This is a genomic window from Chitinophaga sp., from assembly GCF_017745275.1.
Classification (GTDB): Bacteria; Bacteroidota; Bacteroidia; order Chitinophagales; family Chitinophagaceae; genus Chitinophaga.
Map to the genome: position 1 here is coordinate 602,295 of NZ_JAGHZS010000001.1, position 19,031 is coordinate 621,325.

Sequence of the window (19,031 nt, forward strand, 5' to 3'; positions counted from 1 at the left end):
GCTGTTTAACCCGCCTGCCGCCAGGCAGCGACTCGTTTGTAACCATTTTCAATACCCGAAATCTGTTTATCCATTATTATTCACATAAATAAATGCTTATGATTTTACGTACTACTATTTTCCATTAATCCTTTCCGGCCTTACACAACAAATACTATCATTCTGCGATCCAGACGATCATTTCCCTATTAATTTATCATCTAAAAACCCTTTAGGAAACATGAAATTTCTATTCATTCTGTGCTACAGTTTCGTTTTTGCTTTTACCTCACAAGGTCAGGTAGTCGGCTTGTTCCGGGTATGTCCTGATCAGGATTATTCTTACGAATACCTTACCAGCAGGCCCTATTTCACCATCAATTACACAGTGGTGGATGGGTTTGGAGTTGTTTCACCCTATAACTCCGTAGCTAATATTAAGTTCCCAAGCTCAATGAACGTCGGTAAAAAACCGCGCGTTGTTGCCACTATACGGTGGACCTCTGGTGAAATTGGAACGGATACCTCCCAGGCGATAACGGTGCTGGCTATTGGAGATCCAGCGGAAAGCGTTTCCATGACCCGATCTTTCCCCTGTTCATTTCGCGGTACCACCACCGTTACCATTGGCAGTGTTGTGAACGCAAATTCGTTTGACGTGACCAACGATGCTGGCTGGCCAGTCACGCGGACCTCCAACAATCAATTTGTCATCGATATTAATAATGGGGCTGAAGGTAAGGTGTCACTCATCGCCAGACAAGACAGCTGTAACAAAACGCGGGTTAGTACAATCCAGATATCCAGACCCAAGCCTCAACTAGGAGCGCTCACCAGCACCGGCTCTATCTGCGAGGGGGGTACCTCAACATTCAACGTGCCGGCCTATCCTAACGCAACCTCTTATACATGGACCGCCAACAATGCCAATATACGGATCAACGGGCAGGCAGCCCCGGTTACCATTAGCGGCACCAGTGGTAATAGCGTACAAATTACCTCCGTTGGCGGAAGTTATAGTGATATCATCCGCGTAGTAGCCACCAGCGAATGTGGCAATAGCGATACAGTACGCCGGCCGCTCACTGTAGGTATTCCGCCCATTATCGGCGTTCAGGGATTTGAGATCAACGGAATGCATTTCGCAGCAGGACAAGTTTATCCGTTTTCCATAATACTGGCTGCGGGAACCGGTGACGTTCTTGAAACCAAATGGACTATTGGCGGTGGTGCGATCATCAATTCAAATGCCAACAAAACTGACATCGATGTACGCATGAACAAACCCCGATTCCAACCCCTGCCGGGAGCAGTAAATATGGTCATAGAATATCGGAATCAGTGCGGATGGAGTAATTATTTCAAGCGGTCAGGAGACCTGGATATCAATGGCCTCCCATTCACCGTTAGCCCCAACCCTGCAAGCAATTATCTTAATATACAACTTACAGACGCAGGGGCTACTGCCAGCAAAACCGCCACAGTAAATACAGATGGCGTAGCAATCCTTTATGATATGAATTACAGGGAAGTCAAAAGAATGAAACTACTAGCTGGCACACAACAAATCAGAATGGATTTGCAGAACGTCTGGGAAGGTACTTACATCCTGCAAATAATAATCGGCAAGGAAAAATCTACTAAGACAGTGGTGATCTCTCATCCGATGTAAGAAATAACAACCACTCTTCCACATAAATAAGGCTATCTCAAAACAATTGAGATAGCCTTTCTACTTTTACAACGCTTCTTTAATCACTTTCACCGCCTGCCCTCTCTCCAGTTCATTATGCTCCTGCCACTGGCTTTGCTGCTGGCTCACCAGCAACGACGTTTGCCAGGCCAGGAACTTAGCTTCCAGCCGCTCCAGGCAAAGTTGCTTATTCTGCAACTGCGAGCGACTATCCATCGCTAACACCTGTAATCCGCTGGGACGATGTATACCACGTACGGCCGTTTCTACCTTGTTCACATGTTGTCCACCAGGACCTGCAGCACGACAGGTTTCCAGTGTTACATCTTTCAGGTTCCACTGCAATTGTTTCTTCACATCGAATACCGATACACCCACAAACCAGTTTTTACGTTTATGAAATTTACGATAAGGACTTTGTGCAATCCACTGTATAGTACCTTCCCATTCTTTGAGGAAAGCTCCCATCTGATGACCTTTTGCCAACAACGTGGCAGACAACAATGTGCCGTTGATATCTCCCTTAATACTATCCAGTACCGTGATATCGATGCCTGCGGCGCGGCCCTGTTTTATGATGCGTTCCTGCACCCTGGCCACTACCCGGCAACATTCTGCCGGGCCGCGACCTGAGGTGATTTGTATAATCATTTGTTCCATATCATTAATCTTTATTCATTCTTACAATGGCAGGCATAAACCGGCCCTGTATCTCAATTAATTCCGTTTGCGCAGCTATCACCTGGTCGATGTTTTTGTATGCCAGCGGATTTTCTTCTACGCTGCCGCCAATGAGGGTTACGCCTGCATTGGCCAGCATTTTTTTCATGCCGGACACCGTCATGTTTTCTTTGGCTCTTTTACGGCTCATCGCTCTGCCTGCCCCATGAGAGGCAGAGTATAAAGCGTTATCCACGCCTTTACCCATCACGAGATAAGCAGGCGTACACATACTGCCGGGGATGATACCCATTTCACCGGCATGTGCAGGCGTAGCGCCTTTGCGGTGAATGATCACCGAACGGCCATCTGCCAATGTATCCTGCCAGGCGAAGTTGTGGTGGTTTTCCACTTTGGCGAGCGACTGTAATCCTAACGCTTTAATCAGGTTGATGTGGATACGGTCGTGACAAGCCCTGGCATAATCGCCAGCCAGGTTCATCGACAGCCAGTATTCCTGTCCCGCTTCGGTGTTCATATCCAACCATGCCAGCTGTTGCGCGGAACGTGGCAATTTGCAGGTATCCATCGCGATGCCAGTGTAGTGCTGTGCAATATTGGCACCAAGGCCACGGCTGCCGGAGTGCGACAATAACGCCAGGTATTTTTTCGGCGGCAATTGCAACGCATTATCTTCCTGTAATTCGATGAGTCCGAACTCTACGAAGTGGTTGCCACTGCCGGAAGATCCCAGCTGTCGCGCTGCTTTGGCCTGCAGCTTTCGCAGCAGCTCAGTGTATTGAAACACCGGGCTGTCTAATACTTCATGTTCCTGCGAAAATTCCAGTCCACCTTCCATGCCGAAGTGCGTATATTCTTTCAACGCTACTTTCACCTGGTGAGAGAAACGTTTTAAAAAGCTTTCTCCTTCGTCGAGGATGGTGAGCGCCATGCGGCAACCAATATCCACGCCTACAGCGAAAGGAAGCACGGCATTTTGCGTAGCTAATACGCCGCCGATAGGTAAGCCGTAGCCCGTATGGGCATCGGGCATTAATGCGCCCTGTACGGTGACCGGCAACGACATGGCCAGTTCCATCTGTTGTTTCGCAGAACGCTCTATTTCTTTGGCGCCATATACTTTTAACTGCCCGGTTTTTTCCAGCAGTTCATGCGACTGAAAATGGCATTCCACCGGCTCATCCATGAATTTGTCTGCAATTTTTCCCAGGATGTCATGCGACCGGTATTTCGCCGGATCTGCTTTGATATCCGCTAATAGCTCCATTATTTCCGGCTTGCTGTGATGCTTGAAATGCCTGGACATAATGTTGATGACAAGGCTTCTGGCCCTGTCGTTGGTATAACCTATTTTACTAAGTTCTTTTGTTTTTATACTGCCCATAAAATGGTCGTTTTTTGTGTGCGTTATATTTGTGCGCACACGGGGGTTGCATCAGTATTTACTGATGTCATCAATAAAATAAAAAAGATAATTTTTCCCGCAGAGGGAGATCAACTTTCGCAGAGGCAGGTGAGCAGCAAACGACAGGTATAACGTATATGCATATATGATTCCGTCCGGGCAAATGTACGCACCGCAAAAGCAATGTAGCGATGACATCTGCCTATAAAAAAGATATAAAAGCAGGCTTACACAATTACAGTGTATAACCTTCACAACTTTATAACTCCGGCTTATGCAAAAGTAATATAAGGCGTTTGCCTGATCAGGCAAGAAGCGAAAGGGGCGATATGTGGGTATGTTCTGTCATGATTCCTTGTAATTTTAAAAATGAAAAAAAGGAATTCGGGTGCAAAGATATATTTATTTCTGAAATACCAAATTTTCATTTCCTTTTTCTTCTTTTCCAGTCCTTTTTTCACCGCAGATTTTAACATTTCCAGCTGAGATAAAAAAGGGTTTATAACCCTGCATGACGTAAATTTGTATACCCGTAATTATTAACCTCCGGCTACCCGCTCCGGGCGGGATCATTTCAACAATAGTAAAACTTTTTCTCATGGACAAACAGCTCATCCGCAACGCTTACAAAGTGTACTGGCTGGAAAACGGCAAAGCGCCCGTATCTGTTTATGCACTCTGCAAAATTGTAGACATCACCGAAGCTTCCTTTTATGAGCAATACAGCTCCCTGGAAGCAGTAGAAAAAGATATCTGGCTGGCTATCTTCCAACAAACACTGGAACAACTGCAGGCAGACGACATTTACCAGCAATACAATGCACAGGAAAAATTACTGGCCTTCTATTTCCTTTGGGTACAAAAACTGAAAGAAGACCGCAGCTACCTTCTCCTGCAACGCAAACACTTCCGCTTACCGGACTTCTATCGTAATAAACTGGAAACCTTCCGTCATGCGTTCAACAATTATGTCAGCGACCTGGTAAAAGAAGGTTACCAATCCAGCGAAATCAAAGAGCGGAAATACATCTCCGATCAATATGTACACGGCTTCTGGCTACAGGCGCTGTTTGTACTGAAATACTGGCTGGATGATACCAGCAACCAATTTGAAATGACCGATGCTGCTATTGAAAAAGCAGTAAACCTGAGCTTCCAGTTAATCAAATCCAATACACTTGATAGCTTGCTGGACTTCGGGAAATTTATTTTTACGCGGAAATAAGCACCATGAAAGAGCAATCCAATATCCCCACTACCAAAGTGGAAAGGGCTGGCAAATTCGTTACGACCGGACTTAAAGTAGGTACCAATTATATCAAACATTACACCCGCAAACTGATGGACCCTTCTACCACCAAAGAAGCGTTACACCAGGACAATGCCGCTGATATTTATGATACCCTGAGCAACCTGAAAGGCAGTGCGCTGAAAGTAGCGCAAATGCTGAGTATGGACAAAGGAATGCTTCCAAAAGCCTATACTGAGAAATTTGCTATGTCGCAATACAGCGCGCCTCCATTGAGTGGACCGCTGGTAGTCAATACTTTTGTAAAAACACTGGGTAAATCACCCACACAACTATACGATACCTTCGACCTACAGGCGTCTAACGCTGCCTCTATTGGCCAGGTACACAAAGCCACCAAAAATGGTCAGCCGCTGGCTGTAAAAATTCAATACCCCGGCGTAGCCAACAGCGTAAAATCTGATCTGCGTATCGTGAAACCCTTTGCCATCCGCATTGTGGGTATGAACGAAGTAGATATGGATAAATACTTCGACGAAATAGAAAGTAAGCTGCTGGAAGAAACCGATTATAAACTGGAACTACGCCGCTCCATGGACCTTTCCCAGGCCTGCGCACATATTCCTAACCTGCGGTTTCCCGGCTACTACCCGGAAATGTCGTCCGACCGCATTATTACCATGGACTGGCTCGATGGGCAGCACCTGAAAGAATTTTTGCTCACCAACCCCAGCCAGGAAGCCAGGGATAAAATCGGGCAAGCCCTGTGGGATTTCTACCAATTCCAGGTGCATAGCCTTAAACAGGTACATGCCGATCCACATCCCGGCAACTTCCTCATGCGCCCCGATGGCACCGTAGGCATCTTCGACTTTGGCTGTGTGAAAGAAATTCCGGAAGATTTTTATATCAACTATTTCCTGTTGGTAGATAAAGAAGTACTGAAAGATGAAAAACGGCGACATGAGATTTATACCAACCTGGAAATGATCCACCCCACAGATACGCCTAAAGAAGTGGAATTCTTTTCCGGCCTCTTTCAACATATGATTGATTTACTCACCTTACCATTTACGCTGGAACACTTCGACTTTGGTAATGAAGCATATTTCAATGAAATATATGCCTACATGGATGAGTTATACAACATGAAAGAAATCCGCGACTCCAAAGTAGCCCGCGGTTCCAGGCATAGCCTCTACATTAACCGTACTTATTTCGGCTTATACTCCATTCTCAGTGACCTGAAAGCCAATGTGATTACAGGCCCCGGCAGAATACAGGAGTTGCAGAAAGCGTAAAGCAGAAAGCCTAAAGCAAAAAGCTATTGAGGCGAGTGATCAAAGCGTATAAATATCCGCAATAATCACTCGCCTCAATAGCTTTTTGCTTTAGGCTTTCTGCTTTATGCTTTATTAAAATGTCTTTTTCTTCTCCAGCTCTGGCAACGCTTCATCTATGCGTTTACATAACTCTGGTAATTTGATAGTAGGCACCGCAGGAAACAAGTGATGCTCCAGGTGATAAAACATACTGAAAGTAATCGTGTTCTTCCATCCTGTACGCTGCGTTCTGGCAATAGTGTCATGGTCACAGTCGTGGTGCACACTCCATACAGCGAAAAAAGCCATCATCAACTCCCCGATCAGCATCACTATGATGTGGTACACCAGGAAATGTACCTGGAAATAAAACACCAGTCCTGTAAATACCACAATAGCAGCTAACTCCAGCAACATATTACGGCGGTAGTTCTTATTGCCCAGTTGCCAGGTGACCCGGTGAATCAGCCACATATGCTTAGGTCCGTAGCAAATGGCACCCAGCGCGCTCATACCGGCCGACTTACCTTCGTAATCTTCTTCAGACAAACAATATTTGTGATGACGGATGTGGTTAAATTTCACCGCATGAATAGAAGCCATCATCAGGATGCTGTTGAGAAACAGGGTAACCCAGGTCAGTTGCTTGTTAGTACCGAGTGATTGGTGAAAACCGTTATGTACTTGTCGCAATGCCGTCAGGAAAAAAATGGCCGATAAAGGCATCGCCAACATGTAGTATCCATAATACGCTAGTACCCAGGAACCAAGCGCCCAGGGAATAGAAATATTATTTTCGATGAGCATTTCCCGGACAGACAAGCGGGTTAAGTCTTTCCAGGCAATTTGACGGGTAATATCAGCAGCTGCCATATACCAGAATTTAGGAAGGATGAGGTGATAAGGAATTCGGGTGTAAAATTAAATCATTATTGAATATGATAATCGGTTGGTCGTATATTTATTCGGGTTGGTCGCAACCCATGAGCAGATAATCGTCGAAATTTCTAAATTGCCACGATGAAAGAAGAGTGGTACCATCAAAAATGGGCGGTCGTGGCCAGGCATATATTAGCGTGGCTGCTGTTTTTTTCGTTGCCTTACCTGTTGCACCCTACAACTGATGCCTGGGAGCGGGATCATATCAAGGATAAAATGGCCTGGACCATCTACCAGTATTATACTGACATAATACTCATCGGCTTCTTTTACGTGAATGCCTGGGTGTTTATTCCCAGGATGGTTTATAAAAAGAAATTCGCCAAATATGCATTGCTGATGCTGGTGGTATTTTCACTGATGATAGCCAGCCGGCTTTTTTTCAATCGTTTTCTGGTGGATCCTCCCAGCGATATCAGGCCTACCATTCTCATTACCTTTTTTATCTTTTTCCTGGTACTCTGCGCCAGCACAGCTTTCCAGATGATTGAAGACAAGATGCGAATGGAACGGCAAGCCAGCGCCAAAGAAAACGAAAATTTGAAAACGGAATTATCACTGTTGCGGTCACAGGTGAGTCCGCATTTCATGTTCAATGTGCTCAACAACATGGTGGCGCTGGCCCGCAAAAAATCAGATGTGCTGGAACCTTCCCTGATAAAGCTTTCTTCGTTGATGCGCTATATGCTATATGAGACAGATGAAGACAAAGTACCGCTGCAAAAGGAAATAGAGTACCTGCAAAGCTATATCGACCTGCAGCAGCAGCGTTTTGGAAAAAATGTAGCGATCGGGGTATCGTTGCAAGCTACGGACAGTACCCATGAAATAGAGCCGATGCTGCTCATTCCTTTCGTGGAAAATGCTTTTAAACATGGTACCGGCCTGATTGCCGATGCCTGTATAGATATCCGCCTGTATACACGCCCCGGCAGATTATTTTTTGAGGTACGTAACAAGTTCAACCCAATTTCCTGCGAAATAAAAGATAAAACCAGCGGCATTGGCCTCACCAATGTAAAAAGGCGACTGAATTTATTATATGGAGATGACTATGTATTGAATATCTCCCGGAAAGATGACTGGTTTATAGTATCCTTGCAATTAAATCTCCATTGATGATAAAGTGTATTGCCATAGATGATGAACCCCTGGCGCTGGACCTGCTGGAAGATAATATCGGCATGGTGCCTTACCTGCAGCTCATAGGAAAATGCAACAATGCCTTTGAAGCCATGGAAATACTGCGGCAACAACCCGTAGACCTTATTTTCCTGGACATCCAGATGCCAGGGCTTACCGGCCTGCAGTTCCTGGAGTCTCTGCCGCATAAGCCCATCGTGATCCTCATTACGGCCTACGAAAAATATGCATTGGAAGGCTTTAATCTTGCCGTTACCGACTACCTGGTAAAACCGGTGTCACTGGAGCGTTTCATCAAAGCATGCAATAAAGCACAGGAACTTTTCCTGTTGAGAACAGCCGGTAAAACTACCAAAGAACCCGCGGATTTCTTCTTCGTGAATGTAGATTACAGCTTGCATAAAGTAGTATTTGCAGATATCATATGGATTGAAGGACTGAAAGATTATGTCAAAATACATCTCCGGAGCACCTCAAAACCTGTTATAACACGTATGAGTATTAAGGGCATGGAAGAGCAGTTGCCCGGCACGAAATTCATTCGTATCCACAAATCCTATATTGTGGCTGTTGCCGCTATTTCTTCTATCCGGAAAAACAGTATTTCCCTGGACAGCCTGGAACTTCCGGTGGGCGACACTTACCGGGATTCGGTATATGCCATTGCCGGTAAGATGTAACACATTAACTGCTGTTTGTAGCGTTTTTTCTCCCACTCATCTCATTTATTTTATAATATCCGATACGACGATATACTTTTGCACGATTAGAATTATACCAAAATGCAGAAGATTTATTTGTTTATCACCCTGTTTTTGCTTTCAATGAGTGCCTGGGCACAGGCTCCAGGAGGTCCCGGTGGCAGAATGCCGATGGGAATGACTGGGCACGTGTACGGGAAAGTAATCGACCCCGATGGGAAACCCGTCAATTATGCTTCCGTGATTGTACTCCAGAATCGTATGGATACGCTCACCAAAAAAATGAAAGAAAAACTGCTGAAAGGCGCGCTCACCAAAGGGAATGGTGAATTCAGCCTGGACGATCTGCCAGCCAGAGGTCCCCTGAAACTGCGCATTACCGCTACCGGCTACAAAACTGTAGAACAAGCTGTTAGCTTTCCCCCATTTGATAAAGATCTGGGCAACATCAAACTGGCTGTCAGCACCACCCAGCTGCAAGGCGTTACCGTGGCAGGCACCAAACCGCTGATGTCCATGGATGTTGACAAGAAGGTATTTAACGTGGAAAAAAACATCGTCAGCGCAGGCGGGACTGCCCTGGATGTCATGAAAAATGTTCCTTCCGTAAATGTGGACATCGATGGAAATGTGACGCTGCGCAATGCTGCACCACAGCTCTACATTGATGGACGCCCCACTACCCTCACCCTGGAGCAGATTCCAGCGGATGCTATCGAAAACGTGGAAGTGATCACCAACCCTTCCGCTAAATACGATGCTTCCGGTGGTAGCGCCGGTATCCTGAACATTGTACTGAAAAAGAACCGTAAAACAGGCTACAATGGTAACCTCCGGGCCGGTGTGGATAAACGCGGTGCACTCAATGGCGGCGCCGACTTCAACCTGCGCCAGAACAAAGTAAACATCAGCGCCAGCGCTATGGGCAACCAGATGAAAGGCCGTACCAATGGTACCACCGATCGCAGCAATTTCGGAGACGTACCTGCTACCGCCATTACCCAGGACAACGCCAACAAAACCAATGGCGGCTTCCTTTTCGGTAAACTGGGACTGGACTGGTTCATGACCAACCGCACTACGCTCTCTATCGCAGGTATCAAAGTACATGGTTCCATGAACCCTGATGAACACATTGATATCATCAGCGATACGCTTGTAAAAGGAGGACCCAGCATCAGAAGCCTCAGCCAGCGTAACTCCGACGGCCACAACAAGTTCAATGCAAATGGAATTGTGTTGGGTATGAAACACCTCTTCCCTAAAGAAGGCGAAGAATTAACTGCCGACTTCAACTATTTCGGTGGCCAGGGTGATAACAACACCAATTACAGAACGGACCGCTTCGGCAACAATAACAGCATCATCGGCAGCGATATCCAAAGAATTGCTGGTACCGGGAAAGTGAGCTTCATGACCATCCAAACGGATTACGTGAAACCATTTAAAGGTAAAATGAAGCTGGAAACCGGTTTAAGGGCAGCTGTACGTACTACAAAAAGCAACTTTGTGAACTCGATGTATGACGACCAATCCGGTAAATACATCCCGATTCCAGCCGCTTCCAACAATTACAAAAACAACGATAACGTATACGCAGCTTACGCCAGCTTATCCGACAACATCGGTAATTTTGGATATAAGGCAGGTTTGCGCGCGGAAAGCTCCGATTACTCCGGCGATCTGCTGAACAACGGGCAGCACTTTAAAAACAGCTACCCTATCAGCCTGTTCCCATCTATCTTTTTAAGCCAAAAACTGAAAAAGAACCAGGAACTGCAGGTGAGCTATACCCGCCGTATTAACCGTCCAAACTTCTTCCAGCTGATACCATTCACCGATTCTACCGATAAGTTGAATATCACCAAAGGTAATCCGGGCCTGGTACCAGAGTTCACCACTTCACTGGAAATGTCGTACCTGAAAACGTTTAAGGGTAACAATACCTTTTTGGCATCTCTCTATTACAGACATACCAACAACCTCATCACCCGTTACCTGACCAAGGAAACCAACCCGGTGGATGAAACACAGATATTGGTAAACACGTATATCAATGCCAATTCCAGCTATTCCGGTGGTTTGGAACTCACATCTATGAACACCCTTGCAAAATGGTGGACGATGTCGACCAACGTGAATATCTACAATTCAAAAATCAATACCGATAACGTTACACAGTCGCAGGATGCCCTGTGGAGCTGGTTCGGAAAACTGAACAACCAGTTTAAGCTACCGGCCAATTTTGAATTACAGTTGACTGGTACTTATCAATCTAAAACCAACCTGCCGGTAAATGACAACAAAAACGTGCAGGCGGGTCCGCCGATGCAGCAGTCGCAGAACGCATCACAGGGATATATTGCTTCTTTCTGGGGCGTAGACGCTGCCATCAAAAAGAGCTTCCTGAAAAACAATGCTGCTTCTGTAACCTTAAGCATCAACGACATTTTCAGATCCCGCTGGTCTGACCAGTACTCTGAAAGTGCTTATTTCACACAGTATTACAGCCGCATAAAAGATCCTCAAATGATCCGCCTGAACTTTGCTTACAGATTTGGTAAAATAGATGCCAGCCTGTTTAAGAGAAAGAATATGGGCGCGGGCATGCAGGGAATGCAGGAAGTAATTCAGTAAGTAATTGCTTAAATTAACAGGCCGCCACGCGTTATGCGTTGCGGCCTTTTTCGTTCGGGTATAATTCCATCACCAGGTCACTCTGCCACACTTCACCCGTGTCTGGATTCATAGCTGAAACCCGCCCCAGGTAAGCGGCTCCCGTATCGAGGTTGTATACGTTGCATGCTTTCATGGGCATCGTTTCCCCATAAATCAGCGTAGGGGTGTGCCCGATATAAATTTCATGAAACTGCTGTAATATTTTCGGATATAGCTCCGGATGAGTGATCACTCTTTTATCCATAGTAAGAGCCATTTCCCAGAGGGTTCTGTCTTTATACATCGCGTGATCAAAAGGCACTGTACCGGGTGTTACCGTGTAACCTGCATGGATAAAGAGGCGGTTTTTATCGTCCACGTAGTAGTCCTTCATCGCGGCAAAAAAAGCGGCATGCTGCGCCCGTTCTTCAGCCGACAATTCGTTGTAACTGGCCATGGTAGCTATTCGGCCATTTTTCAATGTACTATTGGGCGGCAATGTTCCTTTCAGCCAGGATTCACACCAGTCGTCATGATTACCTTTGATGAAAATACAGGAATACTGCTGCGATAACGCCATGAGGTGGGTGATCACTGCCACGGAATCGGACCAGCCATTTACATAATCTCCCAAAAAAATCAATTGATCATCGTTTTTCAATTCCAAACGGGTAAGCAACTGTTGTAATGCTTTCAGTGCGCCGTGAATATCACCGATGACGTAGGTTGCCGGCATGTTTACAGGTAATTTAAGAGGTGGGTAAATACATCAGGGATTCCGGCCTTTTTCATCCGGGTACATCCCCTGCACCCTGTCGCTTTGCCACACCTGTTTGGTATCAATATTCATGGCAGAAATTTTCCCCATAAAGGCAGCGCCGGTATCGATGTTATGTACATTGGCGGCAATCATCGGCTTGTCTTCCCCGTAATTCACACTGGGCGTATGCCCGATGTATACTTCGTGGAAGAGCGCCAGGCGTTTCGGATAGCGCAACGAATCTTTCGGGATGCGCGGATCCACTGCCAGCGCCAGTTCCCAGAAACTTCTGTCCCAGTACAACGAAGGTTCAAACCGCTCATAAGCCGGGCCATGCGTGGAAGTGAAGCCGGCATGAATAAATAACCGGTTCTGTGCATCAATATGATACAGCTTCATTTGCTCCAGGAAAATGGTATGCCCCAGGCGCTCCGCAGGATTGAGCTTATTGAAACTGGCAACAGTAGCTTGTCCGCCGTTGCGAAGCCACGACGCTTCAGGCATGATGCCGTGCAGCCAGGATTCGCACCAGGCGTCATGATTTCCTTTTATAAAAATGCAGTGATGCTGTTGCTCCAATGCCATCAGGTAGGTAATCACTTCTGCTGATTCTGACCAACCATCCACATAATCTCCTAAAAAAATCAGGGTATCTTCCTTTTTCGGCGCTATTCGTGTTATCAGCTGCTGCAGTGCTTTCAACGCACCATGTATATCACCTATTACGTAGGTTGCGGGCATGTTTAAATCTGTTTGTACATTATATCCGTTCTCAGCACATATTTCACTCCTTCTGTCAGCAAGGCTCCTTCATGCCGTAGTGGATGGTGAAAGATCAGGGCGGTGCCGGTTTCCGGGCGAATCACTTCTCCGGAGGCAAAAATAGTTTCCCCGCTGGTATAGGCTTCGTTCAGATAAATCATAAAAGTATATTGACTGGCTTCAAAACGATTCCGCTCAAAACTACCATCCTTGTGCATTTTAAAGCGTTGTCCCGGGCTGTATTTATAGAACCGGAACAATTCGTTGAGGCCAATGGCAGCGCGTTGATTCGCGCCTTCCGGCGCAAAATCCTTTAGCCTTTCCCAGATAAAGGTAGCATAAGCAGGGTCTTTATACAATACCCGCTCATTATTTCGTACACCTTTTACCATTCGTTGTACACCATTTCCTACGTCTACCGTGGCTTCTTCGTATCCGATAGCTTCACTTTTTTCAATAAGGCTGGCGCATTCTTCCCGGGAAAGAAAGTTTTTTAATGTAAAGATGCCGGGCGCATATACTTGCTTTTCCATACAAAAGTGGGTTAAGGTTCCGTTGGAATATGTATCTGAAAACTATTTTTCTTCAGTTGTTTATTGAATTTATAAAGTTCCGGGTGCCTGTTTTTCAGGCCTTCCCGCTTCATGCCGGTGTTAATTACATAGGCAGCATCTAATATTTTCCGGCGGAAATTGCGCCGGTCGAGGGTAGTTTGCAGCACGCACTCATAGAGTTCATGCAGTTCTGTAATGGTGAATAATTCATCCAACAACTCAAAGCCGACAGGATCGTACAGTATCTTGGATTTCAGGCGTTGCAGGGCCTGGCGGAAAATGTGTTTATGATCAAATCCCAGGGTGGGTAATTTTCTGACGTTGAACCATTTTACATCATTCGCCATACTACCGGCTACTACCTGGAATTTAGCGGGGTTGATGAGGGCATAATATCCCACGGCAATTACGCGGCCCCTGGGATCCCTGTCTGGCGCATCAAAGGAGTAGAGCTGTTCCAGGAATACTTCCTTCATACCCAGTTTGGTTTGCAGGATACGGGAGCAGGTATCCAGGAAAGTTTCCTGCATCTGTACGAAACCGCCCGGCAAGGTCCAGCAGTCTTTAAACGGTTCTTCCTTACGATTCAGCAGTAATACAGAAAGGGTATTGTCGTGGTAACCAAATACCACCAGGTCTACCGCGAGGGAGGGGTTCTGATACTCGTGAAAAGCCTTCATACTTTTGTTTGCGTCAGTTTAACGCGAAGTAACGGTTTTTTAGCGAGATAACCTTAAAATGTTTTTGGGGCATAAGTTTGCCTAACATACCTGCCGTACGGTCACATCCAGCAACGCTCCCAGCTTATGAAGCTTATCCGCAATATGCCCCACTCCCACTGCACAATGATGCGCAGGCCCATAGCTATTCCAGCTGTTTACAAACTGCCTGGCGCCGATGGAAAATTTGTACCGGCTGTTGGTATTGCCGATCTCGAGGATAGGTCCCGGCACAGAAGCCCCTTCTGCTACCAGTAATTCAATTTTCCCATCCAGGGTTTCAATAACGGAGAGCAGCGTTACCGGGCCATGCTTCACGGCCATTTCAACGGAGAGGCCCTGCCCTACTTTGCCGTGATACACCTGCAGCGGCTTTACTTTTGTTTTGCCCTGCGCAATGGCAATGTGGCCGGGGCCATCATGCCCCATGAGCACAATGTCTTCCTTAAAATCAATTGCATAATATTCCGTAAATGAACCGCCGGCATTGAAAGTATCCATGATCTTCATGGCCTGTACATTTTTGATTTCGTACTCTCCTGCCACGGGAATATGGCGGGCGGTAAGTAAGGAGTTCCCCAGGATCACAGAACTCATGGTATCTTCATTTTCATTGTCGCTACCTTTGTAGTAGTAAGCCAAAGAACCAAGTCCATGGCGGATCACCAACTGATCCAGCGCTACGGACGCGCGGGCGGCCCTGCGTAATTCAGCAACAGCACAATCCTGTGTAACCTCAAATGATTCATAGAACAAGGCTACACGTTCATCGATTTGTTTTTCCGTGATGATTTTTCGTAAAGCCGTCAATTCATCTACCTCTATTATTTCCATATGTCCCCCGAAAGTGGCGATCTGCTTGGTTTTATCTGTGTAGATATCGAGCATGCCGGAATAGTAATGCCCCATTAATCCCATGCGGTTATGGGCCATGGTGTGCGCCACCTTTGCTGCTTCCACCCATTGTTGGATGGTATGCCAGCATTCATCCCTGCTATCCAGCACACCAGTTACCTGGTGAAAACGGATATTAGCGCGGTTGAATACATTGGCGATTTCCGGCACAGGGCAGGCAGCGCAGTATTTCAGCCACTCGCCCGTCATGGCAGTACGGTTGGGCATCGCGTTAAACGAGGTGTAATCGATGGCCGCCGATGGTGATAAATTGAGGAGGATTACCGGTACCTTGGCCCGCTGCACTACCGGCAATACAGTAGCGGAGAGTGCATAGGTGGTAACGTAGAGAAAGATCAGGTCCACATCTTTTTCCCGGAAGGTATGGCCCGCCTCCATGGCTTTCTCCGGTGAATCCACGAGGCCCAGGTTCACCACTTCCGTACCGGCATTTTCAATGCGTGTACGGACAAGCTCAATATTCGCTTCCAGTGAGGCTTTCAAGCCTTCAAACTGTTCCCAGTAGGCTTCCAGGCCAATACCGAATAACCCTGCTTTCAGGGTATAGTGTTTTCGCTCCATGGCTTAAAGCTAGGCAGCCAGGCCGTGGAAGTATTTCGTAAAATGACCGAAGTATTTAGTTTCCTGACATGCGGGTATTGTTACGGTACTCCACCGGCGTGAGGCCTACCCTGGATTTGAAAAAAGTGGTGAAGTAGCTGGTGGACTCGAAATCCAGAACAAAACAGATTTCCTTCACAGGCATTGTTGTGCTGGTCAGTAACTCCTTCGCTTTTTTAATGCGCATTTCGTTGTGGTACTGCGCTGGAGAGAAACCGGTGTATTGCTTGAACACCCGTCTGAACCAGGAATAGCTGATATGAAGATCAGCGGCAATCGTTTCTACGTTGGCTTTGCCGTCGCGCATCAGCAGTTTTGCCTGGTTTACTTTTGCGATGATGGTGGTATCGTTGCATGCATTATTCCGGCTTGCGTAATAAATGATGCCGGACATCAGGTGCGTTAATCCTGCCAGCATAGGCTGAAAGGCCGTTTGCTGCGATTGCGCTATGGCGAGCGCCTGCTGGAAGGTATCCACCAACTGTTCATTAAATCCCACCTCTAACACCGGATGTTGTTTTGTAAAGAATTGATGCCGCTCCAGCCCTGCAATTCCTTCGCCGTTGAAACCAATCCAGTAAACTTCCCACCCGGTTTGCGGATCCGGTTGGTATGTATGCCATTCCCCCGGAAAGATCATTACAATATTCCCCGCGCTGATACGGCAGGACGAGCAGCTGGCAGAACTGAATTTCCCTGCGCCCTGTATGATATAAAGGAGCTGGTATTCTGTTAGTATCCTGCCATAGATCGGATTGAACCAGTAACCGGCAGGATGGCCCTGAGGCGGATACACCGTATTGGCGGCTACCGGCTGGTGGCCAATAGTAGTAACATACAAGCCCCAACGCTTATCCTGTTGGTTTGCTACAAGGTATTTATGACGCAAATGAAGCAGTTATTTGTACTGCCTAAAAATAAACAATTTAGTTATTGGCTTAAAATAGAAGAGGGAGTCTCATTTATTTTGAGACTCCCTCTTTTTTATTTGGACCCGGGATAGGAATATTCCAGTCATCTCATAACCTACAACTGTTACACTGTTAAAGTAACAAGATGCAAAGTTACATGCATAAAGGGATATAACATAGCCCTGGTATCCCGAAGGTTACCAATATTATCTGGTATGCGCCAATACCACAATATCCTTTATTTCAATTACTTTCTTTGGATAACCGTGCAGGGTAACGTTGATCATGGCTTGCCCCACCTCCGCCAGCGTAGTGACCATCTGCGGGAGAAAACGCCTGAAAAAGGGGTACATCCAGCTGATGTATTTAATAGCCTTTGGCGCACGTTGCAACCCGGGAGTAGGATGCATATAACCGGGACGAAACATATACGCAGCTTTAAAAGGCAGGCGCAGCAAGTCCTGCTCCGTACGCTTCTTCACCTTCGCCCACATACTACGTCCGTCCGTTCCCGCACCTGATACATAGCAGAACGTCATATCCGGGTTCATGGTAGCCAGCGTTTTAGCCACTTCCATGGTCAGGTCGTAGGTAACACGGCGATAAGCAGCTTCTTTCATCCCTATTGACGACACACCCAAACAGAAGTAACACGCATTGTAATCGTGCAACTGCGCTGCTATGGGTAACATGTCATAAAAGTTCGTATGAATAATTTCCTTCAGCTTCGGATGACTCACCCCGCAAGGCCGGCGGTTAATCACCAACACCTCCTTTACATCCGGATGCTGTAAACATTCATGCAATACCCCTTCCCCTACCATACCTGTACTGCCTGTAATAATGGCTTTGATGTCCATAGGATTCTTTTTACGTACTATTGAAATTAAATATTTAGTTCCAATAATTTGCAGGAAGCCCTGTTGACGTTGTTGGTACGCCTTACATTTCTTTTGTTTTTCTTAGCTGAAAAAATATCTTTGCCCCCGAAATGCCCCTGCACGCTATTGTGCAATTGATTAATCCGACTTAAACCAATACCATTTTTATGATGAAAAGACCCATTCTGTACATTCCACTCAGCCTGGCGCTGTTCACTACTGTGCTGTCATGTAACAATACCGGGAAACCAGCCACCACCGCCTATGAAGAGAAATCAGCTTCCTCGGCGAATGATGTTATTGAATACACTAATCTCATCGTAGACCTCTCTAACAAAAACACGGGTTATGTAGTGCGCCTGGTAAAAAATGCAGACCGTGCCGCGGACGCGTTCAAAACAAAACCTACGTTTGCTTCCCTGGCCGGCATCATTAAACCTATCATGATACCGATGATTCGTCATGGTAAAATTACCGCGGATAAACCCGTAGATGCCCTGAACAAAGAAGATCAAACCTTCTTCAAAGAAAAAGTAGCCGCTTTCAACGGTTCTTTTGAAAAGCTGAAAACCACCTACGACAAACTGGACGACTACCTGAAAGCCCAGGACTACAAAGACGATAAAGGTGCAAAAGGTATTGCCCTGGCTGATTCTATCCGTAACGATGCACAAGCCTTTTTTGAGATAAAAGAAGTGCTGATGAAAAGGGTAAGAGAAGTGGCAGATGCTAGCGAAATCATCGTTCTCAAAGATAGCCCGCTGAAAGATTATATCGTGGCCATGAAAGCAGATATGCAATCTGTCCGCAACTTTATTGATCAACTGGAAAAAGGCGGGGAGGATTTTAACAAAATCAGCGCTGCTGCACAAACTGCCTACGAAACACTGGAAAAAGACCAGGCCGCACATGCAGCGATAGATCCAGCCAAAGCAGAAGGTAAAGCACCGTACTATAAATCGTTCTACGATAGCTTCCACGACTTCCTGCTGTTGTCGAAGAAAACATTGCGTGATGCCAAAGAAAAAGGCAGGCTTGGTGACAGTGACCTGGAAAGCCTCGATGGCGCCCTCGATACCATGATAGGAAGATATAACACCTTCACTAACTAATGATATAAAAAACCGCAGCCAGGATTGGCTGCGGTACTTTTCTTATC

At 46.3% G+C, this 19,031-nt stretch carries 17 protein-coding genes; 7 read left to right on the forward strand and 10 right to left on the reverse strand.

Annotation, left to right across the window (positions count from 1 at the left end; translation table 11 throughout):
- The first annotated feature begins 220 nt into the window (after positions 1-220).
- Entirely contained in the window at positions 221-1,651 is a 1,431-nt protein-coding gene (locus tag J7623_RS02280; RefSeq protein ID WP_291916707.1) for a T9SS type A sorting domain-containing protein, read from the forward strand.
- Positions 1,652-1,717: 66 nt separating this feature from the next.
- Here J7623_RS02280 and prfH read toward each other — a convergent pair whose 3' ends face one another.
- Positions 1,718-2,332: a peptide chain release factor H gene (gene prfH / locus J7623_RS02285; protein ID WP_291916710.1), complete on the reverse strand. Its 615-nt coding sequence runs from the start codon at positions 2,330-2,332 to the stop codon at positions 1,718-1,720.
- 4 nt (positions 2,333-2,336) lie between these two features.
- On the reverse strand, positions 2,337-3,737 hold the full coding sequence (locus tag J7623_RS02290) for an RtcB family protein (RefSeq protein ID WP_291916712.1): 1,401 nt from the start codon (positions 3,735-3,737) through the stop codon (positions 2,337-2,339).
- Between the two features lie 619 nt (positions 3,738-4,356).
- On the opposite strand from J7623_RS02290, the gene J7623_RS02295 reads away from it, so the two are divergent.
- The gene (locus J7623_RS02295) at positions 4,357-4,983 is read left to right on the forward strand and encodes a TetR family transcriptional regulator C-terminal domain-containing protein (RefSeq protein ID WP_291916714.1); all 627 of its coding nucleotides are present in this window, start codon (positions 4,357-4,359) and stop codon (positions 4,981-4,983) included.
- 5 nt (positions 4,984-4,988) lie between these two features.
- Entirely contained in the window at positions 4,989-6,308 is a 1,320-nt protein-coding gene (locus J7623_RS02300) for an AarF/ABC1/UbiB kinase family protein (protein ID WP_291916718.1), read from the forward strand.
- Between the two features lie 114 nt (positions 6,309-6,422).
- Here the strand turns inward: J7623_RS02300 and J7623_RS02305 are convergent, their stop codons facing one another.
- Positions 6,423-7,202, reverse strand: a complete 780-nt coding sequence (locus J7623_RS02305; RefSeq protein ID WP_291916720.1) for a fatty acid desaturase — start codon at positions 7,200-7,202, stop codon at positions 6,423-6,425.
- A gap of 147 nt (positions 7,203-7,349) precedes the next feature.
- On the opposite strand from J7623_RS02305, the gene J7623_RS02310 reads away from it, so the two are divergent.
- The 3 genes from J7623_RS02310 (at position 7,350) to J7623_RS02320 (ending at position 11,749) form a co-directional block, all read left to right on the forward strand.
- Positions 7,350-8,387, forward strand: coding sequence for a histidine kinase (locus J7623_RS02310; protein WP_291916722.1), 1,038 nt, complete (start codon positions 7,350-7,352; stop codon positions 8,385-8,387).
- Positions 8,387-9,091, forward strand: a complete 705-nt coding sequence (locus J7623_RS02315; protein ID WP_291916723.1) for a LytTR family DNA-binding domain-containing protein — start codon at positions 8,387-8,389, stop codon at positions 9,089-9,091. The genes J7623_RS02310 and J7623_RS02315 overlap by 1 nt, the downstream gene beginning before the upstream one ends.
- Before the next feature lie 102 nt (positions 9,092-9,193).
- Positions 9,194-11,749 (forward strand): outer membrane beta-barrel family protein, encoded by a 2,556-nt coding sequence (locus J7623_RS02320; RefSeq protein WP_291916725.1) that lies wholly within the window; start codon positions 9,194-9,196, stop codon positions 11,747-11,749.
- 31 nt (positions 11,750-11,780) lie between these two features.
- Here J7623_RS02320 and J7623_RS02325 read toward each other — a convergent pair whose 3' ends face one another.
- The 7 genes from J7623_RS02325 to J7623_RS02355 form a co-directional block, all read right to left on the reverse strand.
- Complete coding sequence (locus tag J7623_RS02325) at positions 11,781-12,506, reverse strand: metallophosphoesterase family protein (RefSeq protein ID WP_291916727.1); 726 nt, start codon at positions 12,504-12,506, stop codon at positions 11,781-11,783.
- A gap of 33 nt (positions 12,507-12,539) precedes the next feature.
- Positions 12,540-13,271, reverse strand: coding sequence for a metallophosphoesterase family protein (locus J7623_RS02330; protein ID WP_291916729.1), 732 nt, complete (start codon positions 13,269-13,271; stop codon positions 12,540-12,542).
- A 2-nt stretch (positions 13,272-13,273) separates the two neighbouring features.
- Complete coding sequence (locus J7623_RS02335; protein WP_291916732.1) at positions 13,274-13,825, reverse strand: 2OG-Fe(II) oxygenase; 552 nt, start codon at positions 13,823-13,825, stop codon at positions 13,274-13,276.
- A gap of 11 nt (positions 13,826-13,836) precedes the next feature.
- Positions 13,837-14,526 (reverse strand): NUDIX domain-containing protein, encoded by a 690-nt coding sequence (locus J7623_RS02340; protein ID WP_291916735.1) that lies wholly within the window; start codon positions 14,524-14,526, stop codon positions 13,837-13,839.
- Positions 14,527-14,607: 81 nt separating this feature from the next.
- Positions 14,608-16,041, reverse strand: a complete 1,434-nt coding sequence (locus J7623_RS02345) for an arabinose isomerase (RefSeq protein ID WP_291916737.1) — start codon at positions 16,039-16,041, stop codon at positions 14,608-14,610.
- A 55-nt stretch (positions 16,042-16,096) separates the two neighbouring features.
- Positions 16,097-16,969, reverse strand: a complete 873-nt coding sequence (locus J7623_RS02350) for an AraC family transcriptional regulator (RefSeq protein ID WP_291916739.1) — start codon at positions 16,967-16,969, stop codon at positions 16,097-16,099.
- A 228-nt stretch (positions 16,970-17,197) separates the two neighbouring features.
- Positions 17,198-17,851: an NAD-dependent epimerase/dehydratase family protein gene (locus J7623_RS02355; protein WP_291916741.1), complete on the reverse strand. Its 654-nt coding sequence runs from the start codon at positions 17,849-17,851 to the stop codon at positions 17,198-17,200.
- Between the two features lie 188 nt (positions 17,852-18,039).
- Here J7623_RS02355 and J7623_RS02360 point away from each other — a divergent pair, with 188 nt between their 5' ends.
- Positions 18,040-18,984: a DUF3829 domain-containing protein gene (locus J7623_RS02360; protein ID WP_291916743.1), complete on the forward strand. Its 945-nt coding sequence runs from the start codon at positions 18,040-18,042 to the stop codon at positions 18,982-18,984.
- Positions 18,985-19,031 lie beyond the last annotated feature (47 nt).

Coding starts and splice junctions, on each gene's coding strand:
- J7623_RS02280 (WP_291916707.1), top strand. CDS start 221: ATGAAATTTCTATTCATTCTGTGCTACAGTTTCGTTTTTGCTTTTACC.
- prfH (WP_291916710.1), bottom strand. CDS start 2,332: ATGGAACAAATGATTATACAAATCACCTCAGGTCGCGGCCCGGCAGAA.
- J7623_RS02290 (WP_291916712.1), bottom strand. CDS start 3,737: ATGGGCAGTATAAAAACAAAAGAACTTAGTAAAATAGGTTATACCAAC.
- J7623_RS02295 (WP_291916714.1), top strand. CDS start 4,357: ATGGACAAACAGCTCATCCGCAACGCTTACAAAGTGTACTGGCTGGAA.
- J7623_RS02300 (WP_291916718.1), top strand. CDS start 4,989: ATGAAAGAGCAATCCAATATCCCCACTACCAAAGTGGAAAGGGCTGGC.
- J7623_RS02305 (WP_291916720.1), bottom strand. CDS start 7,202: ATGGCAGCTGCTGATATTACCCGTCAAATTGCCTGGAAAGACTTAACC.
- J7623_RS02310 (WP_291916722.1), top strand. CDS start 7,350: ATGAAAGAAGAGTGGTACCATCAAAAATGGGCGGTCGTGGCCAGGCAT.
- J7623_RS02315 (WP_291916723.1), top strand. CDS start 8,387: ATGATAAAGTGTATTGCCATAGATGATGAACCCCTGGCGCTGGACCTG.
- J7623_RS02320 (WP_291916725.1), top strand. CDS start 9,194: ATGCAGAAGATTTATTTGTTTATCACCCTGTTTTTGCTTTCAATGAGT.
- J7623_RS02325 (WP_291916727.1), bottom strand. CDS start 12,506: ATGCCGGCAACCTACGTCATCGGTGATATTCACGGCGCACTGAAAGCA.
- J7623_RS02330 (WP_291916729.1), bottom strand. CDS start 13,271: ATGCCCGCAACCTACGTAATAGGTGATATACATGGTGCGTTGAAAGCA.
- J7623_RS02335 (WP_291916732.1), bottom strand. CDS start 13,825: ATGGAAAAGCAAGTATATGCGCCCGGCATCTTTACATTAAAAAACTTT.
- J7623_RS02340 (WP_291916735.1), bottom strand. CDS start 14,526: ATGAAGGCTTTTCACGAGTATCAGAACCCCTCCCTCGCGGTAGACCTG.
- J7623_RS02345 (WP_291916737.1), bottom strand. CDS start 16,041: ATGGAGCGAAAACACTATACCCTGAAAGCAGGGTTATTCGGTATTGGC.
- J7623_RS02355 (WP_291916741.1), bottom strand. CDS start 17,851: ATGGACATCAAAGCCATTATTACAGGCAGTACAGGTATGGTAGGGGAA.
- J7623_RS02360 (WP_291916743.1), top strand. CDS start 18,040: ATGATGAAAAGACCCATTCTGTACATTCCACTCAGCCTGGCGCTGTTC.